The organism is Heyndrickxia ginsengihumi (assembly GCF_011008565.1).
Lineage (GTDB): Bacteria > Bacillota > Bacilli > Bacillales > Bacillaceae_C > Weizmannia > Weizmannia ginsengihumi.
The window spans coordinates 1-15,335 of record NZ_JAAIWK010000014.1; the positions used below are offsets into that span (position 1 = coordinate 1).

Here is a 15,335-nt window from a genome sequence, read left to right on the forward strand (position 1 = left end):
ATTAATATCATTATTATAAGCTAAAAAGACAGTTAAAGGTTTAATTTATTCAACCTTTAACCGTCTAATAATTTAATGGACTTTTTCAGTGCCCTCGTTACCCGACTGCGGGGTCTCGCCCCCTTCTGCTTCAATCCACTTTTTATATGAACCGGTTAAGGTTATTCACGTTTCATCTTATTAGAATGATATTAGAAACTTACAGTGATCATTACCTTCTGACTTACAGCTTGTTCTTGTTATATTGTCTGTGTCAAGAACATGTTTAAACATAGATGTTTCACAACTGCATGCAGCTTTATATTCATGTGCAATTTTCAAAATGGGACAATTATATTCGGTTAATTCGAATGTTTTCTCATCAATTTGTGATACAGCTGCCATATAACCTTTTTCATTTTGAATATTGTGAAGCTCAATCATTTTTTCGAAAGGGGTTTTATTCTGAAATCTTCTAATATATTCTTTAGTCATGCGCTGCTCTCTTTTTTTGAATAACTGCACGATCGTTTGTTCTCCGTACATTTCTTGAATATCTCTCAGAAATTCAATGCTTAATCCTTCATAGTTTTTTGGAAAAAGCATTTCACCTTTTTCTGATAAGGAGTATATTTGAAGTGGTCTTCCTACAGGCTGTTTTACTTCTTTTGACTTAATGATACCATCTTGTTCCATAGTGGTGAGGTGTTTTCTTACGGCCATATCTGTAATATTTAAGCATTGAGTTAAGTCACTTACCGTTAATGCAACTTCTCTCTTTAATAAATCAAGGATTTTATCTTTTGTTGTTTTTTTCGTTATTGTTTTCAAATTGCTGCACCTCATTTTAGATACAAAGTGTTATCATTTATAAATAAAACAAAAAGCAGTGCTGAATCATCACGGCACTACCTTTCAAACATCTTAATAGTTATAGAGTTATATTTATTATATTAAAAATGATTGCAACTGAAAAGTAAAATACTTATAGCAATAAAAATGAGTAGGAGTATTTTTCCTTCACAGTTATAAATATATAAAAGTGCAAATCATTTGATTTTCTTACAATCATAGGATAATCTTTTATTATACTTTTTATACTTTTAAGTATAAAAATATACTATTGATCATTTTAGGAGGAAATAAAACATGAAAAAGTATGAATTACCAGCATTATCTTATGATTTTAACGCGTTGGAGCCATACATAGACGAGCAGACGATGACCATTCATTATGGCAAGCATCATCAAACGTACGTAAATAATTTAAATGCTACAATTGAAGGGAAAACGGAATTACAAGAGAAAACATTGGAAGAACTTCTTGAAAATTTGGACGCTATTCCAGGGGAAGTTAGAACTGCAGTGAGAAATAATGGTGGCGGTCACTTAAACCATACACTATTTTGGGAAGTAATTGCACCTGCCAAAGAAAAATCAGAGCCCATTGGAAATTTAGCAAATGCTATAAACGTAGCTTTTGGTAGTTTTGAAAATTTTAAAAATCAATTCTCTAGTGCAGCTGCTAGTCGATTTGGATCTGGCTGGGCATGGCTTGTTGTGAATAATGAAGGGAAATTAGAAGTGACTAGCACTGCAAATCAAGATAATCCAATTATGGAAGGAAAAACGGCCATTTTAGGTTTAGATGTTTGGGAACATGCCTATTATTTACATTATCAAAATAGAAGACCTGAATATATTGCCAACTTTTTTAACATTATTAATTGGAAAGTTGTTTCAGGAAAGTTTGAGCAAGCTCTAACAAAATAATCAATTAATTTATTGAGTGAGGCTGTGACAAAACTCAAAAGTAGTTAGCTAAAGACGAACATTGCAAATTAGCTCCGAAAATATACGTAGCCTCCTGCAGGAGGCTCATCAGCCGCCCGCGGAAAGCAAAGTATATTTCCAGAGCGGAGTTGAAGCGCAATATTCGGGTTTTCTTTCGTTCATATCCTTTTGTCCCAGCCTTATTCAATCGTTAAAAAGTTCCCAATGTATGCGGATTTTCATTACATAAATTGCAAAAGCCATATTCAATGAATATTTTATAGATACGTAAGAAACATGAGCATATACTAGTAAAATTAGAAATGCTATTTGCATGCATACATCATTATAAAGGTCATTCTTTTTTGGAAGTGAATGACAGAAGGAGAGAACAATATTGAAGCTTGTTGGAATTTCTGGATCATTGGTTGGGTGGAAAACAACCCAAGCTGTCCATGATGTTTTATTTGCTGCTAAAGGAATGAATTCAAGCATACAGACAGAATTAGTCGATCTAAGGGATTATGAAGTAGAATTTGTTCGTGGTACACCATTAACTTATTATAATGAGGACACAATTCATGTTGTTAAAACAATTCTATCTGCTGATGCATTAGTCATTGGTACTCCGATTTATCAGGCATCTATTACAGGAGTATTAAAAAATCTATTGGATCATCTTCCTACAGATGCTTTAAAGTCTAAAGTGATTGGAATTATTACAACCGGAGGAACGGATAAACATTTTCTCGTAGCAGAATATCAATTAAAACCGATTTTATCTTTTTTGAAAGGAACTGTATCGGTCAGCAATGTTTTTGTACACAATGATTCATTTAATGAAGAAAATGAAATTGTAGATGTAGACATTGCAAGGCGGATCAATAAACTCGCTGAAGAGATTCTGTTTTTACAAGAAAGAATTAGTAAATAAAGAATAACCATGCTTAAAAAGAGAAGGAGAAAATACGATGGCGTTTGTTATTACAAGCCCCTGTGTGGCTGAGAAAGCTGGGGAATGTGCAACAGTGTGTCCTGTTGATTGTATAGTTGAAGATCGTGAACAGTTTTTTATTAATCCAGATTTATGTATTGATTGTGGTGCATGTGCTGCTGTCTGCCCAGTATTCGCAATTGTTGAAGAATACGAATTAACACCAGCACAAGAGCCGTACCTTGAAAAAGCAGAAAAATTTTTTGGGATCTCTACTTAAACATTTCCTCTTGGTAGAAGTAATTGATTAAACATATTAATCATACCGTTACTTCTACCTGAAAAAGGTTTTATCAGACGCATAGTGCTCGACTAAAAGAGCATAATCAATATGCGATTGATAAAAGTATTGACAGACAGTAAAAGGCATATTATAATTATCTCGAATTCAAGATATTTTGCTACTCATAAAAATAAACATTTGTTTAAAAAAATTTTTGATTACTATCTCGAATTCGAGATATTTTTCGAAACTCTTCCACTAATTACTTGTCAGGTGGTTGTTTAATTTTTTTAAGTGAAGAAGCAAATATCTTGGCGCCGAAATTAATGGCTTTATACTATTTCAGAGCAACAATCATTTATAAAAAAGTAAAATATTAACAATTAGAAGGAGTGAAATGAAATGGAAAAGAAAACGATGGGGATTCACCATATTACCGCCATAGTGGGGCATCCGCAAGAAAATGTGGACTTTTATGCCAGCGTTTTAGGTTTGCGTTTAGTGAAGCGAACAGTAAATTTTGATGATCCCGGTACTTATCATCTTTATTTCGGCAATGAAGAAGGTAGCCCCGGAACGATTATTACCTTTTTTCCATGGGCGGGTGCCCGCCAAGGAGTAATTGGGGACGGTCAAGTAGGTGTTACAACGTATGTAGTTCCTAAAGGAGCAATGGAATTTTGGGAAAACAGATTAACAAAGTTCAATGTTCAGTATACGAAAGCAAACAGATTTGGAGAAAGTTATTTAAAATTTGATGATCCACACGGACTTCATTTGGAAATAGTCGAAAGAGATGGTGGAGCGACCAATGGATGGACCTTTGGCGTTATAACACCCGATGTTGCAATAAAAGGCTTTGGTGGTGCAACGCTATTATCAGCACGGCCAAATCAGACTGCAGGGTTATTAGAAAATGTATTAGGACTTGAAATGATTGGTAGAGAAGGAGATCTCATCCGTTATCAATCTTCAGCTGAAATTGGTAATATCATAGACTTGAAATTAACCCCTATTGGTCGTGGCAAAATGGGAGTTGGCACCGTGCACCACATTGCGTGGCGTGCAAAAGATAACGAGGACCAATTAGATTGGCTGAATTATGTGGAAAGCAGCGGATATGGTGTAACTCCAGTTCGAGATCGCAATTATTTTAATTCTATATACTTCAGAGAACATGGAGAAATTTTATTCGAAATTGCTACGGATCCTCCAGGATTTGCACATGATGAGTCAAGAAAAACAATGGGTGAGAATTTAATGCTTCCGCCACAATTTGAAATATATCGAGGACAAATTGAAAAAGGGTTGCTTCCATTTAAAGTAAGAGAATTAGACTAATATATATTGAAAAGAAAGTACGCACTTATAGATAATGAGGAGGAATTGATAATGATAGATTTAGGATTACTTATCATACGAATAATGGTTGGAATAGTATTTTTCTATTATGGATCCCAAAAGTTATTTGGATGGTTTGGTGGATACGGGATCAAAGGCACTGGCGGCTGGTTTGAATCGGTTGGAATAAAACCAGGAAATGCTATAGCACTATTTAGTGGTTTAGCTGAATTGGTAAGTGGTATTCTCTTTATTTTAGGACTATTTTTACCGATAGCAGCTGTTCTTATCACAATTGTCATGTTAGGCGCAATCGTAAAAGTTCATGGGCCTAAAGGGTTTGCGAATGCTGCTGGTGGTTTTGAATATAATTTAATGCTAATTGTCATTGCGATCGGCATGGCATTAATTGGACCGGGAGCTTATTCTTTACATGATTATTTAAACTTTTGATAGAACTAATAGCAACATTTCTATAATCATTTTAACTTTTGGGATATTTTCTCAATTAGAAAGAAATAATAGGTAGGTGCAATTATGAGTATTTTATCCAAGCTATTTGGAAATTCTTCAGAGAAGAAGGAGATCGAAAAAATGGAAAATGTTAAGTTAGCAGTGATTTACTACAGTATGGGCGGAACAAATTATCAGTTATCTAAGTGGGCTGAAGAAGGAGCGAAAGAAGCAGGTGCTGAAGTAAAAGTATTAAAGGTACCTGAACTTGCTCCCCAATCAGTTATTGATGGAAATCCAGTTTGGAAAAGTCATGTTGAGGCAACAAAGGATGTACCAGAAGTTACATTAAATGATTTAGAATGGGCAGATGCCATTATTTTTAGTGTCCCAACACGATTTGGAAATATGCCATCACAAATGAAGCAGTTTTTAGATACTACAGGAGGTCTTTGGTTTAACGGAAAGCTTGTGAATAAAGTGGTAAGCGCAATGTCTTCAGCTCAAAATCCACATGGTGGTCAAGAAGCAACCATTTTATCATTATATACGACAATGTACCATTGGGGAGCTATCGTTGCCGCTCCTGGATACACAGATCCTGTAACATTTGGTGCAGGGGGGAATCCTTATGGTACAAGTGTTACCGTTGATCAAGACGGTAACATGGTTGAGGATGTCCAAGCGGCAGTAAAACACCAAGCAAAACGTACAGTGACTGTCGCTGAATGGGTAAAAAAAGCAAATCAATAAAGAGAATGTATGAGGCTGGGACAAAACTTAAAAGTGGTTAGCTAAAGATGAACATTGCACAAATCAGCTCCGGAAATATACGTAGACTCCTGCGGGAGGCTCATCAGCCACCCGCGGATTTCCGGAGCGGGGTTAAAGTGTAATATTTGGTGTTTCTTTTGCTAACATACTTTTGTCCTAGCTTTTTTTATTTTTAATCACTATACATATTGGAATGCAAGGGATGAAACCTTATAGCGGAAATCATCCTCCAGCATTTATGAAAAGATCATTTACGTTCAACTTTTTGAATTTCTTGTAAACGATGATAACGTTTTTCTGTTTTAAAGATTCCGCCTTTTATATAGATAAAAAGAGAAAACATGTACATGACCACTGTAAAAAATGATACACCGAAAAATCCTCTGAAATGGTTTAATAATAAACCGCCGATCATACCGCCCAGTGCAGTTCCTCCATACATTGCAGCATTCGCCATGGCAGAGACGGTCCCTCTTGCAGTAGTTGTTAGAGCTTGCAATGTACTTATAAAAATAGGAAAGACGAATCCGCCAATTAAAAAGATCATAAATAGCAATAACTCTGCAATCATAAGATTTAACGCAAATGGCAGTACGGTGTAAAGAATAATGAGTGAGCAAAAAGCAAATAACAGCGATTTACGTACACCTAGTTTTTTCACAAGGTGATTGCCAAAAATAGAACCGAATGTATTACCTAAACCAAGAGCGATCATTGCTGTACCAACTTCTGCTATATGTAACTGGAAATCTGAAGAAAGCCAAGAACCTATAAAAGAGAAGGCAGCAAAATTGCCAGTTTGAAAGATAAAATAAGCAATTATGTATATAGTGATTGTTGGAGTTTTAAATAATCGTAAGTATACATCAATAATAGATCTTCGTTTATTTGTTGTATTGGACGATGTTGGAAGTGATGGAAGAATAAACAATAGGCCAATCATTAATATAACGGAACAACATGCGATGGCAAAAAATGGTGCATGCCATGACATTGCAGCTAAATAGCTACCAATTGGGATGCCGATCATTTGTGATAAGGACAATCCTGCTGTTGTATATCCCATTGTTTTAACAATGTTCTTTGGCGCTACTAAAACTGGAATTGATGCCCAAACTTGTGGAGTGATAAATGCTGCGCTAATGCCCGCTAGTAATCTAAAAAGCATCATCGTCCAGAAATTAGGTGCTAACCCGCATAAGAATGTAGAGATCGCAAACCCAATCATGCCAAAGATCATTACTTTTTTTCTATCTAAATAATCGGAAATTGGTCCGGCAATTAACGCAAAAGTAGCATATCCTAAAGCATATGCGCTAACCATCCAGCCGGAAACATCAGCGGAGATATGATAGATTTTTGTTAATGCTGGAAGCAATGGTGAAATTAAAAATGTATCTGTTCCAATTAAAAACATAATAGAGAAAAATAAAAAAGTGATGTTGTTCTTTGTTTAATGACTCCTTTTGTTTTGTAGTTCTAAAATCTTTGAACTAAAGAATAATTTTTTCCTAGATTCTTATAACGAATCTAGGAAATGTGAAAGGTACGTTTCAAAAGTATCTAATCTTAATTGAACATATTTCGTTTGTGCTTCTTTTCTTGTAGAGATCAATCCAGCTTCACGTAAAATTTTAAAATGATACGAAGCGGTTGACTTAGAAATATTAATGTTTTCACCTACCTCGCCACAACTTATTTCCTTATCAACATGTTTAAGCATACGGATAATTTCTAACCTTGTTTCATCAGCAAGCGCCTTAAAAATTTGGACTCTTATCTCATCGTTGTTCTGTAGTTTCATATTCATAAAACAATCGTATAATGAGTGAACCATTTTTGCAAGGAATAAACATATAGGTCATGACAAATGGTAATGTTCTGCTTTTTTTCAATTTGGATTGTTAAGAATTGACAAGCCTTTCATGTAAGTTTGATGTAAGGGAATGTGACATAACACTTGCAAATAACTGAATTTTCAATCATTATAGTAATAATAATTTTGCTTAACGGTTTGCGGTAAAGGAGAATGTATATGGAAGATATGTACGAAATTTTGGATGAAATATATTTTAACAAACTAAAAGGTGTACTTGCGACCGTCATTCATGTGGAAGGTTCTGCCTATAAAAAGGAAGGGGCTGCCATGTTTTTTAAAGATGATGGCACGCAAGTGGGACTTATAAGTGCTGGCTGTTTGGAAGAGGATTTAGCAGCTAGAATCCAAAATGGTTTTGGACAACAAACAGAGACGATTGTTTATGACATGCGGGGATATAATGATTTGTCATGGGGAGAGGGATCTGGTTGCAACGGCATTATCGAAGTTTTAGTTGAACCAGTTGATGCAACGTATTATGAGCATCTGCTTAAATTGAAGGCGTTATTGGAAAAAGGAATTGCTGTAACATTCATGAAATGTTTATCGACCGGTTCATATTTATTTCTAACAGAAGATGGTCACTACAAATTTGGTAGTTTACGAGGTGAATCAATTAACATACAAGAATGTTTTCGGCTAAGAAATGGAAAAAATTACTTATCAATGCTTAAAGAAGAAGTATACATTCATCATTACTATCCGAAACCACGATTAATTATTTTTGGTGCAGGAAAAGACACGATCCCCCTTGTTTCCCTTGCAGCACAAACCGGTTTTACCGTAACGGTGTCAGATTGGCGACCGGGTTTATGCAATAAAAGAAATTTTCCAAACGCAGATGTACTTGTTGTCGGTTTCCCCTCAACAGAATTAATAGAAGAAAGAATTAAGGTTTCTCCGCACGATTTCGTGCTAATTGTTACACATCATTTTTCAAAGGACGCACAGTTATTAGCCTATCTTCTCGATAAAAATATACGTTATCTCGGTGTGCTAGGCTCTAGCAGACGTACGAAGCGTTTACTCGGTATGGAGCTGCTTCCATCTAATATTCGCACCCCTATAGGATTATCGATAGCGGCAGAAGGACCTGAAGAAATTGCTGTTAGCATTGTCGCTGAATTAATTCAATTAAAAAATCAGCTGATGAGAGAGAAAGTTCATCTGTGATATTCGAGAAAATCGCAGGGTTATTGCTAGCAGCTGGGAAAAGTAACCGGATGGGACGGAGCAAACTTCATCTCCCATTAGAAGGAAAGCCATTAGGCAGTTTAGCGTTAAAAACAGCGATCACGTCAAAACTTGACTATACACTTGTAATGATGAAAGAAGAACTAGGGATTGCATGGATAGATACTGAAATGTTCAATCATGTCCATCAAAGAAGATGGTCGCCAATTTACTGTTCTGATGCTGAACGTGGGCAGGCCCATACAATAAAATGCGGCATAAAGGTGGCCCAGCTGATGAATGTAAAGGCAGTTATCATCATACTTGCAGATCAACCGTTTATCGAGGTCGGCATGCTTAATCATTTAATCGAAGAATTTCAAGAGAGAATGGAAATGGGGCAAACAGTAGATTTTATTGCCTCCAGTTATAAAGGAAGAATCCAGCCTCCTATGTTAATGGCAAATACACTTTTTCCAGCATTAATGGAGCTTAAGGGGGATCAAGGTGCCCGTGCAATTTTAAGAGATAATTCTTCTTTGCGAGGGATGTGCATTGAATATGATAACTGGCAACTTTTCCATGATGTTGATACAAAAGAAGACTACGAAAAAGCAAAGGGGTTGAATCGGTGGTGAAGCAAGAAAAGATACCGGAAGTTTCATCTGTCGTTTTAAGACCAACATCTATTGAAGAAGCATGGGAGTTAAAGAAAGAAATTGGTACGCATGCTATGTTTATTTCTGGCGGTACACTTCTGCAAATGAAGAGGGAACAAGGCACAGCTTTGCACCCTTATTTAATAAGCTTGGAGAAAATAGACGGAATGCAAGAAATACAACTTAAACAGATAGATTCAGAACATTTTTTAGTGATTGGCGCTTCGGTACGCTTAGCAGATGTACGTAAACATGCTCTTATTAAACAAGAGTGGAATATTCTTACACATGCAGTCAAGGAGGTGGCTGCACCAGCTGTTCGAAATAGAGCAACAATTGGTGGGAACGTCTGTTATATGGTTGGCGATACAATTCCTGCATTATTAGCATTAGCTGCTAAAGCATGTTGGTTTGATGGCAATCATTTACAAATCGGTGAGATAGAGTTGTTTTTACAACAATATCAATTAAATCCAAGTTTAATATTAACAGCAATTATGCTTCCTTCTCAGATACTAGCTGAAAATAAGATAAATGTGTATAAGAAAATTGGCCGCAGAGAGGCGTTTATTCCATCACTTGTTACTGTTTCTCTCAATGGTTCTTTTACGAGTGAATTTCGAGCTGAGCATATTAGGATTGCAGTTGGCGGCGGTACATACTTGCCAAAAAGATTAATAGACTGTGAACAGCTTCTACATGGAGCAGTCTTGACAAAAGAAAAGATCATGAGTTTGTATGAAACAATTATTAGGGAATATAATCCGGCATCAGATGCCTTCGTATCATCGGAGTATCGAAAAATGGTGGCGGCTAACTTAATTATTTCAGAGTTAAGCAGTGTTTTTGATGGAAAGGTGTGAGATATATGGAAAAACAGAATAAAAAACGAAGCATTAGACCGGATGGTATCGCAAAGGTGACAGGAAAGATGACATACTTAACAGATCTGTCTTTCTCGAATATGCTTTTCGGAAAAATTCTTAGAAGTTCATACCCGCATGCAAAAATTATTTCAATTAATACGACCAAAGCTGCACAGTTTCCAGGTGTAAAAGCTGTAATCACATTTAAAGATGTACCGGGATTAAACCGATTCGGAATTGTGACACCCGATCAGCCAGTTTTATGTGAAGATCGAGTTCGTTATGTAGGGGATGCAGTAGCGGCAGTTGCGGCAGAATCAGAAGAGATTGCGGAAAAAGCTTTAGATCTTATCGAAGTTGTTTATGAGCCGTTACCAATTATCGATAGTCCCACAAAAGCACTAGAACCAAATGCACTGAAACTTCATCCCGATGGCAACATTCTCCATCGCAGAGAACATATAGATGGCAATGTGGATGAAGCCTTTTCTCAATGTGCTGTTATTGTTGAAGAGACATACCATGTTCCAAGGCAAATGCATGCATATATGGAAACAGAAGGAGGTGTCATTGTTCCAGAAGATGATGGTGGTATTACTGTCTATGTCGGTACTCAACATGGTTATAAAGACCGCTTCCAGTTATCAAGAATTCTAGATATGGATGAAGAAAAAATTAGAATTGTATCCAGTCCAATCGGCGGATCTTTTGGTGGTAAAGATGAATTGAATATCCAACCATATGGAGCGCTGTTGGCATTATTGACTGGGAGACCAGTAAAAATCCATCAAACACGAAAAGAATCAGTGATTTCGAGCATTAAACGCCATCCAATGAAAATGACGGTGAAAATTGGTGCTGATGAAACTGGAAAATTATTAGCCTTTCAGGAGTTCATTGTCGCAGATACCGGTGCATATTCTACACTTGGACCTGCGATCTTGGACTTTGCAGTTGAACATGCCATTGGTCCATATATGATTCCGAATGTTGAGGTGAAAGGAGTCTCTGTATTTACCAATAATGGTGTTGCTGGTGAATTTCGAGGATTCGGAGGCAATCAAGTTACGTTTGCTTTGGAAGGACAAATGGATCGTTTGGCAGAAAAGCTGGGAATAGATCCAGCCGAGATACGAAGAAGAAATATTCGGAAAGCAAATGACCATGGCCCATTGGGACATCGAATTGCTGAAACAAATGGTGCTTCTGATGTACTGGAGGCAGTTGCCGGCAAATTAAAAGAGAAAGTGATTGAAACAAAGCGATACAATGAGGAAAATAAATTGAAAAAACGTGGTATCGGAATAGCAGTCACCATGCATGGAGGCGGGCTAGGCTATGGCCGTCTAGATCCGGCTGGCGGAAGACTTTCCTTAACAAAGGAAGGGAAAATTGAGCTTGCATTTGGTTTTGAAGAAGCTGGACAGGGGATTTTAAGTGTTATTGAGATTATCGCCTGCACGATGCTTGGCTGTTCGAAAGATGATTTATCGATTGTTATCGGCGATACTGCTATCGTTCCTTCCTCAGGTTCTACAACAGCTTCACGGGGAACGAGCATGGTGTGGCACGCAATCAATCGAATGAAAAGTGAATTTCGTCAAAACATGCTTGAAAAGGCAGCAACCATCACAGGCATTCCGCACGCAAATTTAAAATTAGGGGAAGGTGGGATTTTTTCCGAACATGAAGGCCAAATATCAGCTAGTCCCGTTCTTTCTTATCGTGAACTAGCTGAACTTATTCCTGAACATGATCTAGTCATTATAAAGACGAAATTTGATTTTCCAACTACCCCAGATAAAATCGATTCTGGGCACTTTTTATATACGTTCGCTGGTGTGATGGCACAAGTCGAAGTTGATATGTTGACAGGAAGAGTCAAAGTCATTGATCTAGATCAAGCAATTGCAGCGGGGCCCGTTGTAAATACGCTTGGATACACTGGGCAAATTGAAGGAGGCGGTGTAATGGCACTCGGCTATACTTTAATGGAAGAAGCCGCAATGGATGAAAGCAGATATCTTACAGAGAATCTTGACACTTATTTAATTCCCTCAATTAACGACGTCCCTTACAAAATGAATGTGGAGCCAATTGATGATTTAGTTGAAGGGGATCCGTATGGTCCAAGAGGAGTAGGAGAAATCGGTTCGGTCGCTGTTTCACCAGCCATTGTAAAAGCTATCCACGATGCGACAGGATATTGGGCAAACCGATTGCCAGTTTCACAAGAGGAGATTCTAAAATATGTAATGAAAGAGGGGCATGTCATTGGATAAAGTAGAGGTTAATAAAAGAAAACTAGAACAGCGTATGTCAGGTCGTATCAATATTACGTTTATGCTCAATGGTCAGCATCATATGCTTGAAGTTGATCCGACATTAAGGCTTATTGATCTTCTGCGTAATCAGCTACAAATGACTGGAACAAAAATCTCCTGCGGAATTGGACGGTGCGGTGCCTGCTCAGTACTAATAGATGGGAATGCAGTGAATGCTTGCTTAGTGATGGCTTATCAAATCGATCAATGTTCAATTATGACAATTGAAGGTTTAAGTAAAGATGGAGAGCTTGATGCCATTCAGCAATACTTTCTTGAAGAAGGAGGATTTCAGTGTGGTTATTGCACTCCGGGAATGATTATCGCTGTCAAAGCATTAATGAATGAAACACAACATCCGACTGAAGCACAAATAAAAGAAGCATTATCTGGGAATCTTTGCCGTTGTACGGGATATGGCGGAATTATTCGCGCTGTTCAACGTTTGATAGCGAAAGAAGCAGAAAGGTCATAAAACTTTGTTATAAAACCTTTTGATATTATATTGCAAAGGTAGGTAACTGATTAAAAAGTTTAACATCGATAGTTTCTCTGTTTTTGCAGATATGCTGCAGATTATTAAAAAATACGATAATCAGTATATTGGAGTATAGAGGTAGAAATATTTGCCCCAAACTATTTATAAAAATTGTTCTTGGGGTTGTTAATATGCAGGCATATTTCGCTTATCACTCAAAACTTCATTCATTCCATCTTTTTTCAATTGAACATTTGCTTACAATTGCTGTTATTGTTGTTCTTAGCACACTATTGTTTGTTTATCAAAACGGGCTCAAAAAGCTACGATCGGGAATTTGTTACATGCTGGCTTTTCTGTTAATCATTTCAGATACTTTGCAACATTGTTGGCTTGTATCTGAACATGTCTGGTCATTGAAAAAGGATTTACCGTTACAATTAAGTGATATTGCTGCAATCCTAGCTGTCGCAATGCTCTTGACGAAAAGCTATAGATTGTTTCAATTTATGTATTTTGCAGGTTTAGGAAGCTCATTACAAGCAATTTTAACACCTGACCTTGGCCGTTTTTCTTTTCCGCACTTTCAGTATATTGAATTTTTCGTTTCACATGGCGGTGTAGTATTAGCGTGTCTTTTTATGGTTGCAACATTTAACTATAAACCAACAATTCCATCTATGTGGGCATCTTTTTTCATTGTAAATTTATATGGAGCCGTTATTTTTTTCCTAAACAAATTGCTAGGAGCCAATTACTTATATATTATGAAAAAACCGCGAAATACTTCCATTTTAGATTACATCGGTCCTTGGCCGTGGTACATATTTTCAATGGAGCTTGTCATATTGGTAAGTTTTTATCTTTTATACAGTCCATTTTGGTTAAAAAAGAAGATGTAAAGAATGCCCATATGTGGATAAGTTGCTTTATGAGAAATGGGTATCATTTAAGACGTTCAACTATATATGTTCAATCACTTATTACTTTGTTGCAATTAATATGTATGTTGGTACCCAAGGTCCAGTCCACCACCCTTGCCATCCAGCATTTTTTAAAGTAATGTTAACCATTCCTAAATTTTCTAATACGCATTTATACTCTTTTACTTTACTGATATCAGTAATAATTAATTTACCTCCCTCTTTTAAAACTCTATGGGCTTCTTGTAATGCTTTTTCCCTATCTGCTTTTTGATGAATATTATGGATGACGAGATTGCTTGTAACGAAATCAAAATATTGATCTTTAAAAGGCAGACTGCGAATATCCCCTGTAATTAAGTCAATTTGTTTACTAATTCCTTCAAGTTCGGCATTTTTTCTCGCAATATCAATTCCGTTTCCTGATTGATCAATTTTTTTCCATAGGTCTATTCCTGTTCCTTGAACAGTAGTTCCAAGCTTTTTAATAATTAAATAAAAAATAGCTCCCCGACCACATCCTAAATCTAGAAAATGAGCCTGTTGCTTTATCTCTAAATCCGCTAGAATGTTATTCCAAATAGTAAACTTACCTTTTAACGTCGAATGCATGTAGAAAAATAGACAAATCAAACAAAAAAATGCATAACCTAACAGCCAAAATGCCCAATCATGGCCAAGAGATATTAAAATAATGCCTAGCAGTGCAAGGATAACAAAACAACTAAAGTAGCTTATAGGAACAATAGGGGCATCGATTCCATACTTAGGCTCGTTCATACACAACCTCCTTATTGACGATAAAGTAAAAATAACAACATTTGTTAAAGATTTATGCTTGTGAATAGGTATTAGTACAATAATATCATGTGATGTTTTATTGAGCTACAGTGGAATTGTCTATAGAATGGTTGTTTGTCTTAAAGGAGGAACAGTGATGAATATCGAATATAAAAAATAAAAATATTTGGATGATTGCTTGAATTTAAAAGAGTTAGCAATAGATATTGCAAATGTTTATTTACAACATTCAAAAGTAGAGGCTGTTTTACTTGGCGGATCTGTTTCCCGTAATTGGTATGATGATTATGCTGATATTGAATTGTTTATTTTATGGCGTGAAAATCCAACAGATGAAGATCGGAAAGCCGCGATTCATTATGTAAATGGTGACATCATCGATTTTTATCTATATGAGGATGAGGAATGGTCTGAGACATACATAATGAATGAGAAATTAGCAACTTCTTAACACGAACCGTTCAGACAATAATCGTTGATGTGATGGTTGCAATTGACACGGATCTAGATAAACAATGTCTTATCGCAACAGTACGAGACGAGGTTGCTCTTGGTGGTAAGGAAGTCATTCATGCACTTAAAAAACGAGTAGAGGTTTATCTTACAGCATTAAGTGAAGCGATGATTAAAGAATATATGGATTTTGGCAGTAGATGGAATAATCGCGAGGCATTACTTGCTCGTGGAGATTAGTT

At 36.5% G+C, this 15,335-nt stretch carries 18 protein-coding genes; 14 read left to right on the forward strand and 4 right to left on the reverse strand.

Translation table 11 applies throughout. The features are described 5' to 3' along the window. Window positions 1-180: 180 nt before the first annotated feature. A complete protein-coding gene (locus G4D61_RS09625; protein WP_235425065.1) occupies window positions 181-810 on the reverse strand; it encodes a helix-turn-helix transcriptional regulator in 630 nt (209 codons plus the stop codon). A gap of 318 nt (window positions 811-1,128) precedes the next feature. Between G4D61_RS09625 and G4D61_RS09630 the strand changes: the two genes are divergently transcribed. The 6 genes from G4D61_RS09630 (at window position 1,129) to wrbA (ending at window position 5,516) form a co-directional block, all read left to right on the forward strand. After that, window positions 1,129-1,752 carry a superoxide dismutase gene (locus tag G4D61_RS09630; RefSeq protein ID WP_025727002.1) on the forward strand — a complete coding sequence of 208 codons (624 nt, stop codon included), beginning with the start codon at window positions 1,129-1,131 and terminating at the stop codon, window positions 1,750-1,752. A gap of 397 nt (window positions 1,753-2,149) precedes the next feature. Continuing rightward, window positions 2,150-2,686, forward strand: a complete 537-nt coding sequence (locus G4D61_RS09635; protein ID WP_025727001.1) for an NADPH-dependent FMN reductase — start codon at window positions 2,150-2,152, stop codon at window positions 2,684-2,686. A gap of 37 nt (window positions 2,687-2,723) precedes the next feature. Further along, on the forward strand, window positions 2,724-2,966 hold the full coding sequence (locus G4D61_RS09640) for a DUF362 domain-containing protein (protein ID WP_025727000.1): 243 nt from the start codon (window positions 2,724-2,726) through the stop codon (window positions 2,964-2,966). 405 nt (window positions 2,967-3,371) lie between these two features. Beyond that, a complete protein-coding gene (locus G4D61_RS09645; protein ID WP_025726999.1) occupies window positions 3,372-4,310 on the forward strand; it encodes a ring-cleaving dioxygenase in 939 nt (312 codons plus the stop codon). Between the two features lie 51 nt (window positions 4,311-4,361). Next, window positions 4,362-4,763, forward strand: coding sequence for a DoxX family protein (locus tag G4D61_RS09650; RefSeq protein ID WP_025726998.1), 402 nt, complete (start codon window positions 4,362-4,364; stop codon window positions 4,761-4,763). 141 nt (window positions 4,764-4,904) lie between these two features. Beyond that, complete coding sequence (gene wrbA / locus G4D61_RS09655; RefSeq protein WP_231472971.1) at window positions 4,905-5,516, forward strand: NAD(P)H:quinone oxidoreductase; 612 nt, start codon at window positions 4,905-4,907, stop codon at window positions 5,514-5,516. 268 nt (window positions 5,517-5,784) lie between these two features. Here the strand turns inward: wrbA and G4D61_RS09660 are convergent, their stop codons facing one another. Further along, the gene (locus G4D61_RS09660) at window positions 5,785-6,954 is read right to left on the reverse strand and encodes an MFS transporter (protein ID WP_052137800.1); all 1,170 of its coding nucleotides are present in this window, start codon (window positions 6,952-6,954) and stop codon (window positions 5,785-5,787) included. Between the two features lie 102 nt (window positions 6,955-7,056). Beyond that, window positions 7,057-7,347, reverse strand: coding sequence for an ArsR/SmtB family transcription factor (locus G4D61_RS09665; protein WP_152604254.1), 291 nt, complete (start codon window positions 7,345-7,347; stop codon window positions 7,057-7,059). A 225-nt stretch (window positions 7,348-7,572) separates the two neighbouring features. Here G4D61_RS09665 and G4D61_RS09670 point away from each other — a divergent pair, with 225 nt between their 5' ends. The 6 genes from G4D61_RS09670 to G4D61_RS09695 all read left to right on the forward strand — a co-directional run bounded on the left by G4D61_RS09670 (window position 7,573) and on the right by G4D61_RS09695 (window position 13,818). Then, window positions 7,573-8,589: an XdhC family protein gene (locus G4D61_RS09670; protein WP_025726994.1), complete on the forward strand. Its 1,017-nt coding sequence runs from the start codon at window positions 7,573-7,575 to the stop codon at window positions 8,587-8,589. Next, window positions 8,586-9,227, forward strand: a complete 642-nt coding sequence (locus tag G4D61_RS09675) for a nucleotidyltransferase family protein (protein ID WP_025726993.1) — start codon at window positions 8,586-8,588, stop codon at window positions 9,225-9,227. Before G4D61_RS09670 ends, G4D61_RS09675 begins: the two co-directional genes overlap by 4 nt. Continuing rightward, window positions 9,221-10,111 carry an FAD binding domain-containing protein gene (locus G4D61_RS18495; protein WP_025726992.1) on the forward strand — a complete coding sequence of 297 codons (891 nt, stop codon included), beginning with the start codon at window positions 9,221-9,223 and terminating at the stop codon, window positions 10,109-10,111. Before G4D61_RS09675 ends, G4D61_RS18495 begins: the two co-directional genes overlap by 7 nt. A gap of 5 nt (window positions 10,112-10,116) precedes the next feature. Beyond that, a complete protein-coding gene (gene pucD, locus G4D61_RS09685; RefSeq protein ID WP_025726991.1) occupies window positions 10,117-12,396 on the forward strand; it encodes a xanthine dehydrogenase subunit D in 2,280 nt (759 codons plus the stop codon). Further along, the gene (locus tag G4D61_RS09690) at window positions 12,383-12,913 is read left to right on the forward strand and encodes a (2Fe-2S)-binding protein (RefSeq protein WP_025726990.1); all 531 of its coding nucleotides are present in this window, start codon (window positions 12,383-12,385) and stop codon (window positions 12,911-12,913) included. The genes pucD and G4D61_RS09690 overlap by 14 nt, the downstream gene beginning before the upstream one ends. 194 nt (window positions 12,914-13,107) lie before the next feature. Next, complete coding sequence (locus G4D61_RS09695) at window positions 13,108-13,818, forward strand: YwaF family protein (RefSeq protein ID WP_163173813.1); 711 nt, start codon at window positions 13,108-13,110, stop codon at window positions 13,816-13,818. 81 nt (window positions 13,819-13,899) lie between these two features. Here G4D61_RS09695 and G4D61_RS09700 read toward each other — a convergent pair whose 3' ends face one another. Further along, window positions 13,900-14,619, reverse strand: a complete 720-nt coding sequence (locus tag G4D61_RS09700) for a class I SAM-dependent methyltransferase (protein WP_025726988.1) — start codon at window positions 14,617-14,619, stop codon at window positions 13,900-13,902. A gap of 199 nt (window positions 14,620-14,818) precedes the next feature. Here G4D61_RS09700 and G4D61_RS09705 point away from each other — a divergent pair, with 199 nt between their 5' ends. Then, window positions 14,819-15,091, forward strand: a complete 273-nt coding sequence (locus G4D61_RS09705; protein ID WP_025726987.1) for a hypothetical protein — start codon at window positions 14,819-14,821, stop codon at window positions 15,089-15,091. A gap of 32 nt (window positions 15,092-15,123) precedes the next feature. Continuing rightward, window positions 15,124-15,333 (forward strand): hypothetical protein, encoded by a 210-nt coding sequence (locus tag G4D61_RS09710; RefSeq protein ID WP_081749949.1) that lies wholly within the window; start codon window positions 15,124-15,126, stop codon window positions 15,331-15,333. The last annotated feature ends 2 nt before the right edge of the window (window positions 15,334-15,335 follow it).

Excerpts from the sequence above, each read along its gene's own strand:
- G4D61_RS09630 (WP_025727002.1), top strand. The coding sequence starts at position 1,129 with ATGAAAAAGTATGAATTACCAGCATTATCTTATGATTTTAACGCGTTG.
- G4D61_RS09640 (WP_025727000.1), top strand. The coding sequence starts at position 2,724 with ATGGCGTTTGTTATTACAAGCCCCTGTGTGGCTGAGAAAGCTGGGGAA.
- G4D61_RS09645 (WP_025726999.1), top strand. The coding sequence starts at position 3,372 with ATGGAAAAGAAAACGATGGGGATTCACCATATTACCGCCATAGTGGGG.
- G4D61_RS09650 (WP_025726998.1), top strand. The coding sequence starts at position 4,362 with ATGATAGATTTAGGATTACTTATCATACGAATAATGGTTGGAATAGTA.
- wrbA (WP_231472971.1), top strand. The coding sequence starts at position 4,905 with ATGGAAAATGTTAAGTTAGCAGTGATTTACTACAGTATGGGCGGAACA.
- G4D61_RS09660 (WP_052137800.1), bottom strand. The coding sequence starts at position 6,954 with ATGTTTTTAATTGGAACAGATACATTTTTAATTTCACCATTGCTTCCA.
- G4D61_RS09665 (WP_152604254.1), bottom strand. The coding sequence starts at position 7,347 with ATGAATATGAAACTACAGAACAACGATGAGATAAGAGTCCAAATTTTT.
- G4D61_RS09670 (WP_025726994.1), top strand. The coding sequence starts at position 7,573 with ATGGAAGATATGTACGAAATTTTGGATGAAATATATTTTAACAAACTA.
- pucD (WP_025726991.1), top strand. The coding sequence starts at position 10,117 with ATGGAAAAACAGAATAAAAAACGAAGCATTAGACCGGATGGTATCGCA.
- G4D61_RS09690 (WP_025726990.1), top strand. The coding sequence starts at position 12,383 with ATGTCATTGGATAAAGTAGAGGTTAATAAAAGAAAACTAGAACAGCGT.
- G4D61_RS09695 (WP_163173813.1), top strand. The coding sequence starts at position 13,108 with ATGCAGGCATATTTCGCTTATCACTCAAAACTTCATTCATTCCATCTT.
- G4D61_RS09700 (WP_025726988.1), bottom strand. The coding sequence starts at position 14,619 with ATGAACGAGCCTAAGTATGGAATCGATGCCCCTATTGTTCCTATAAGC.
- G4D61_RS09710 (WP_081749949.1), top strand. The coding sequence starts at position 15,124 with ATGGTTGCAATTGACACGGATCTAGATAAACAATGTCTTATCGCAACA.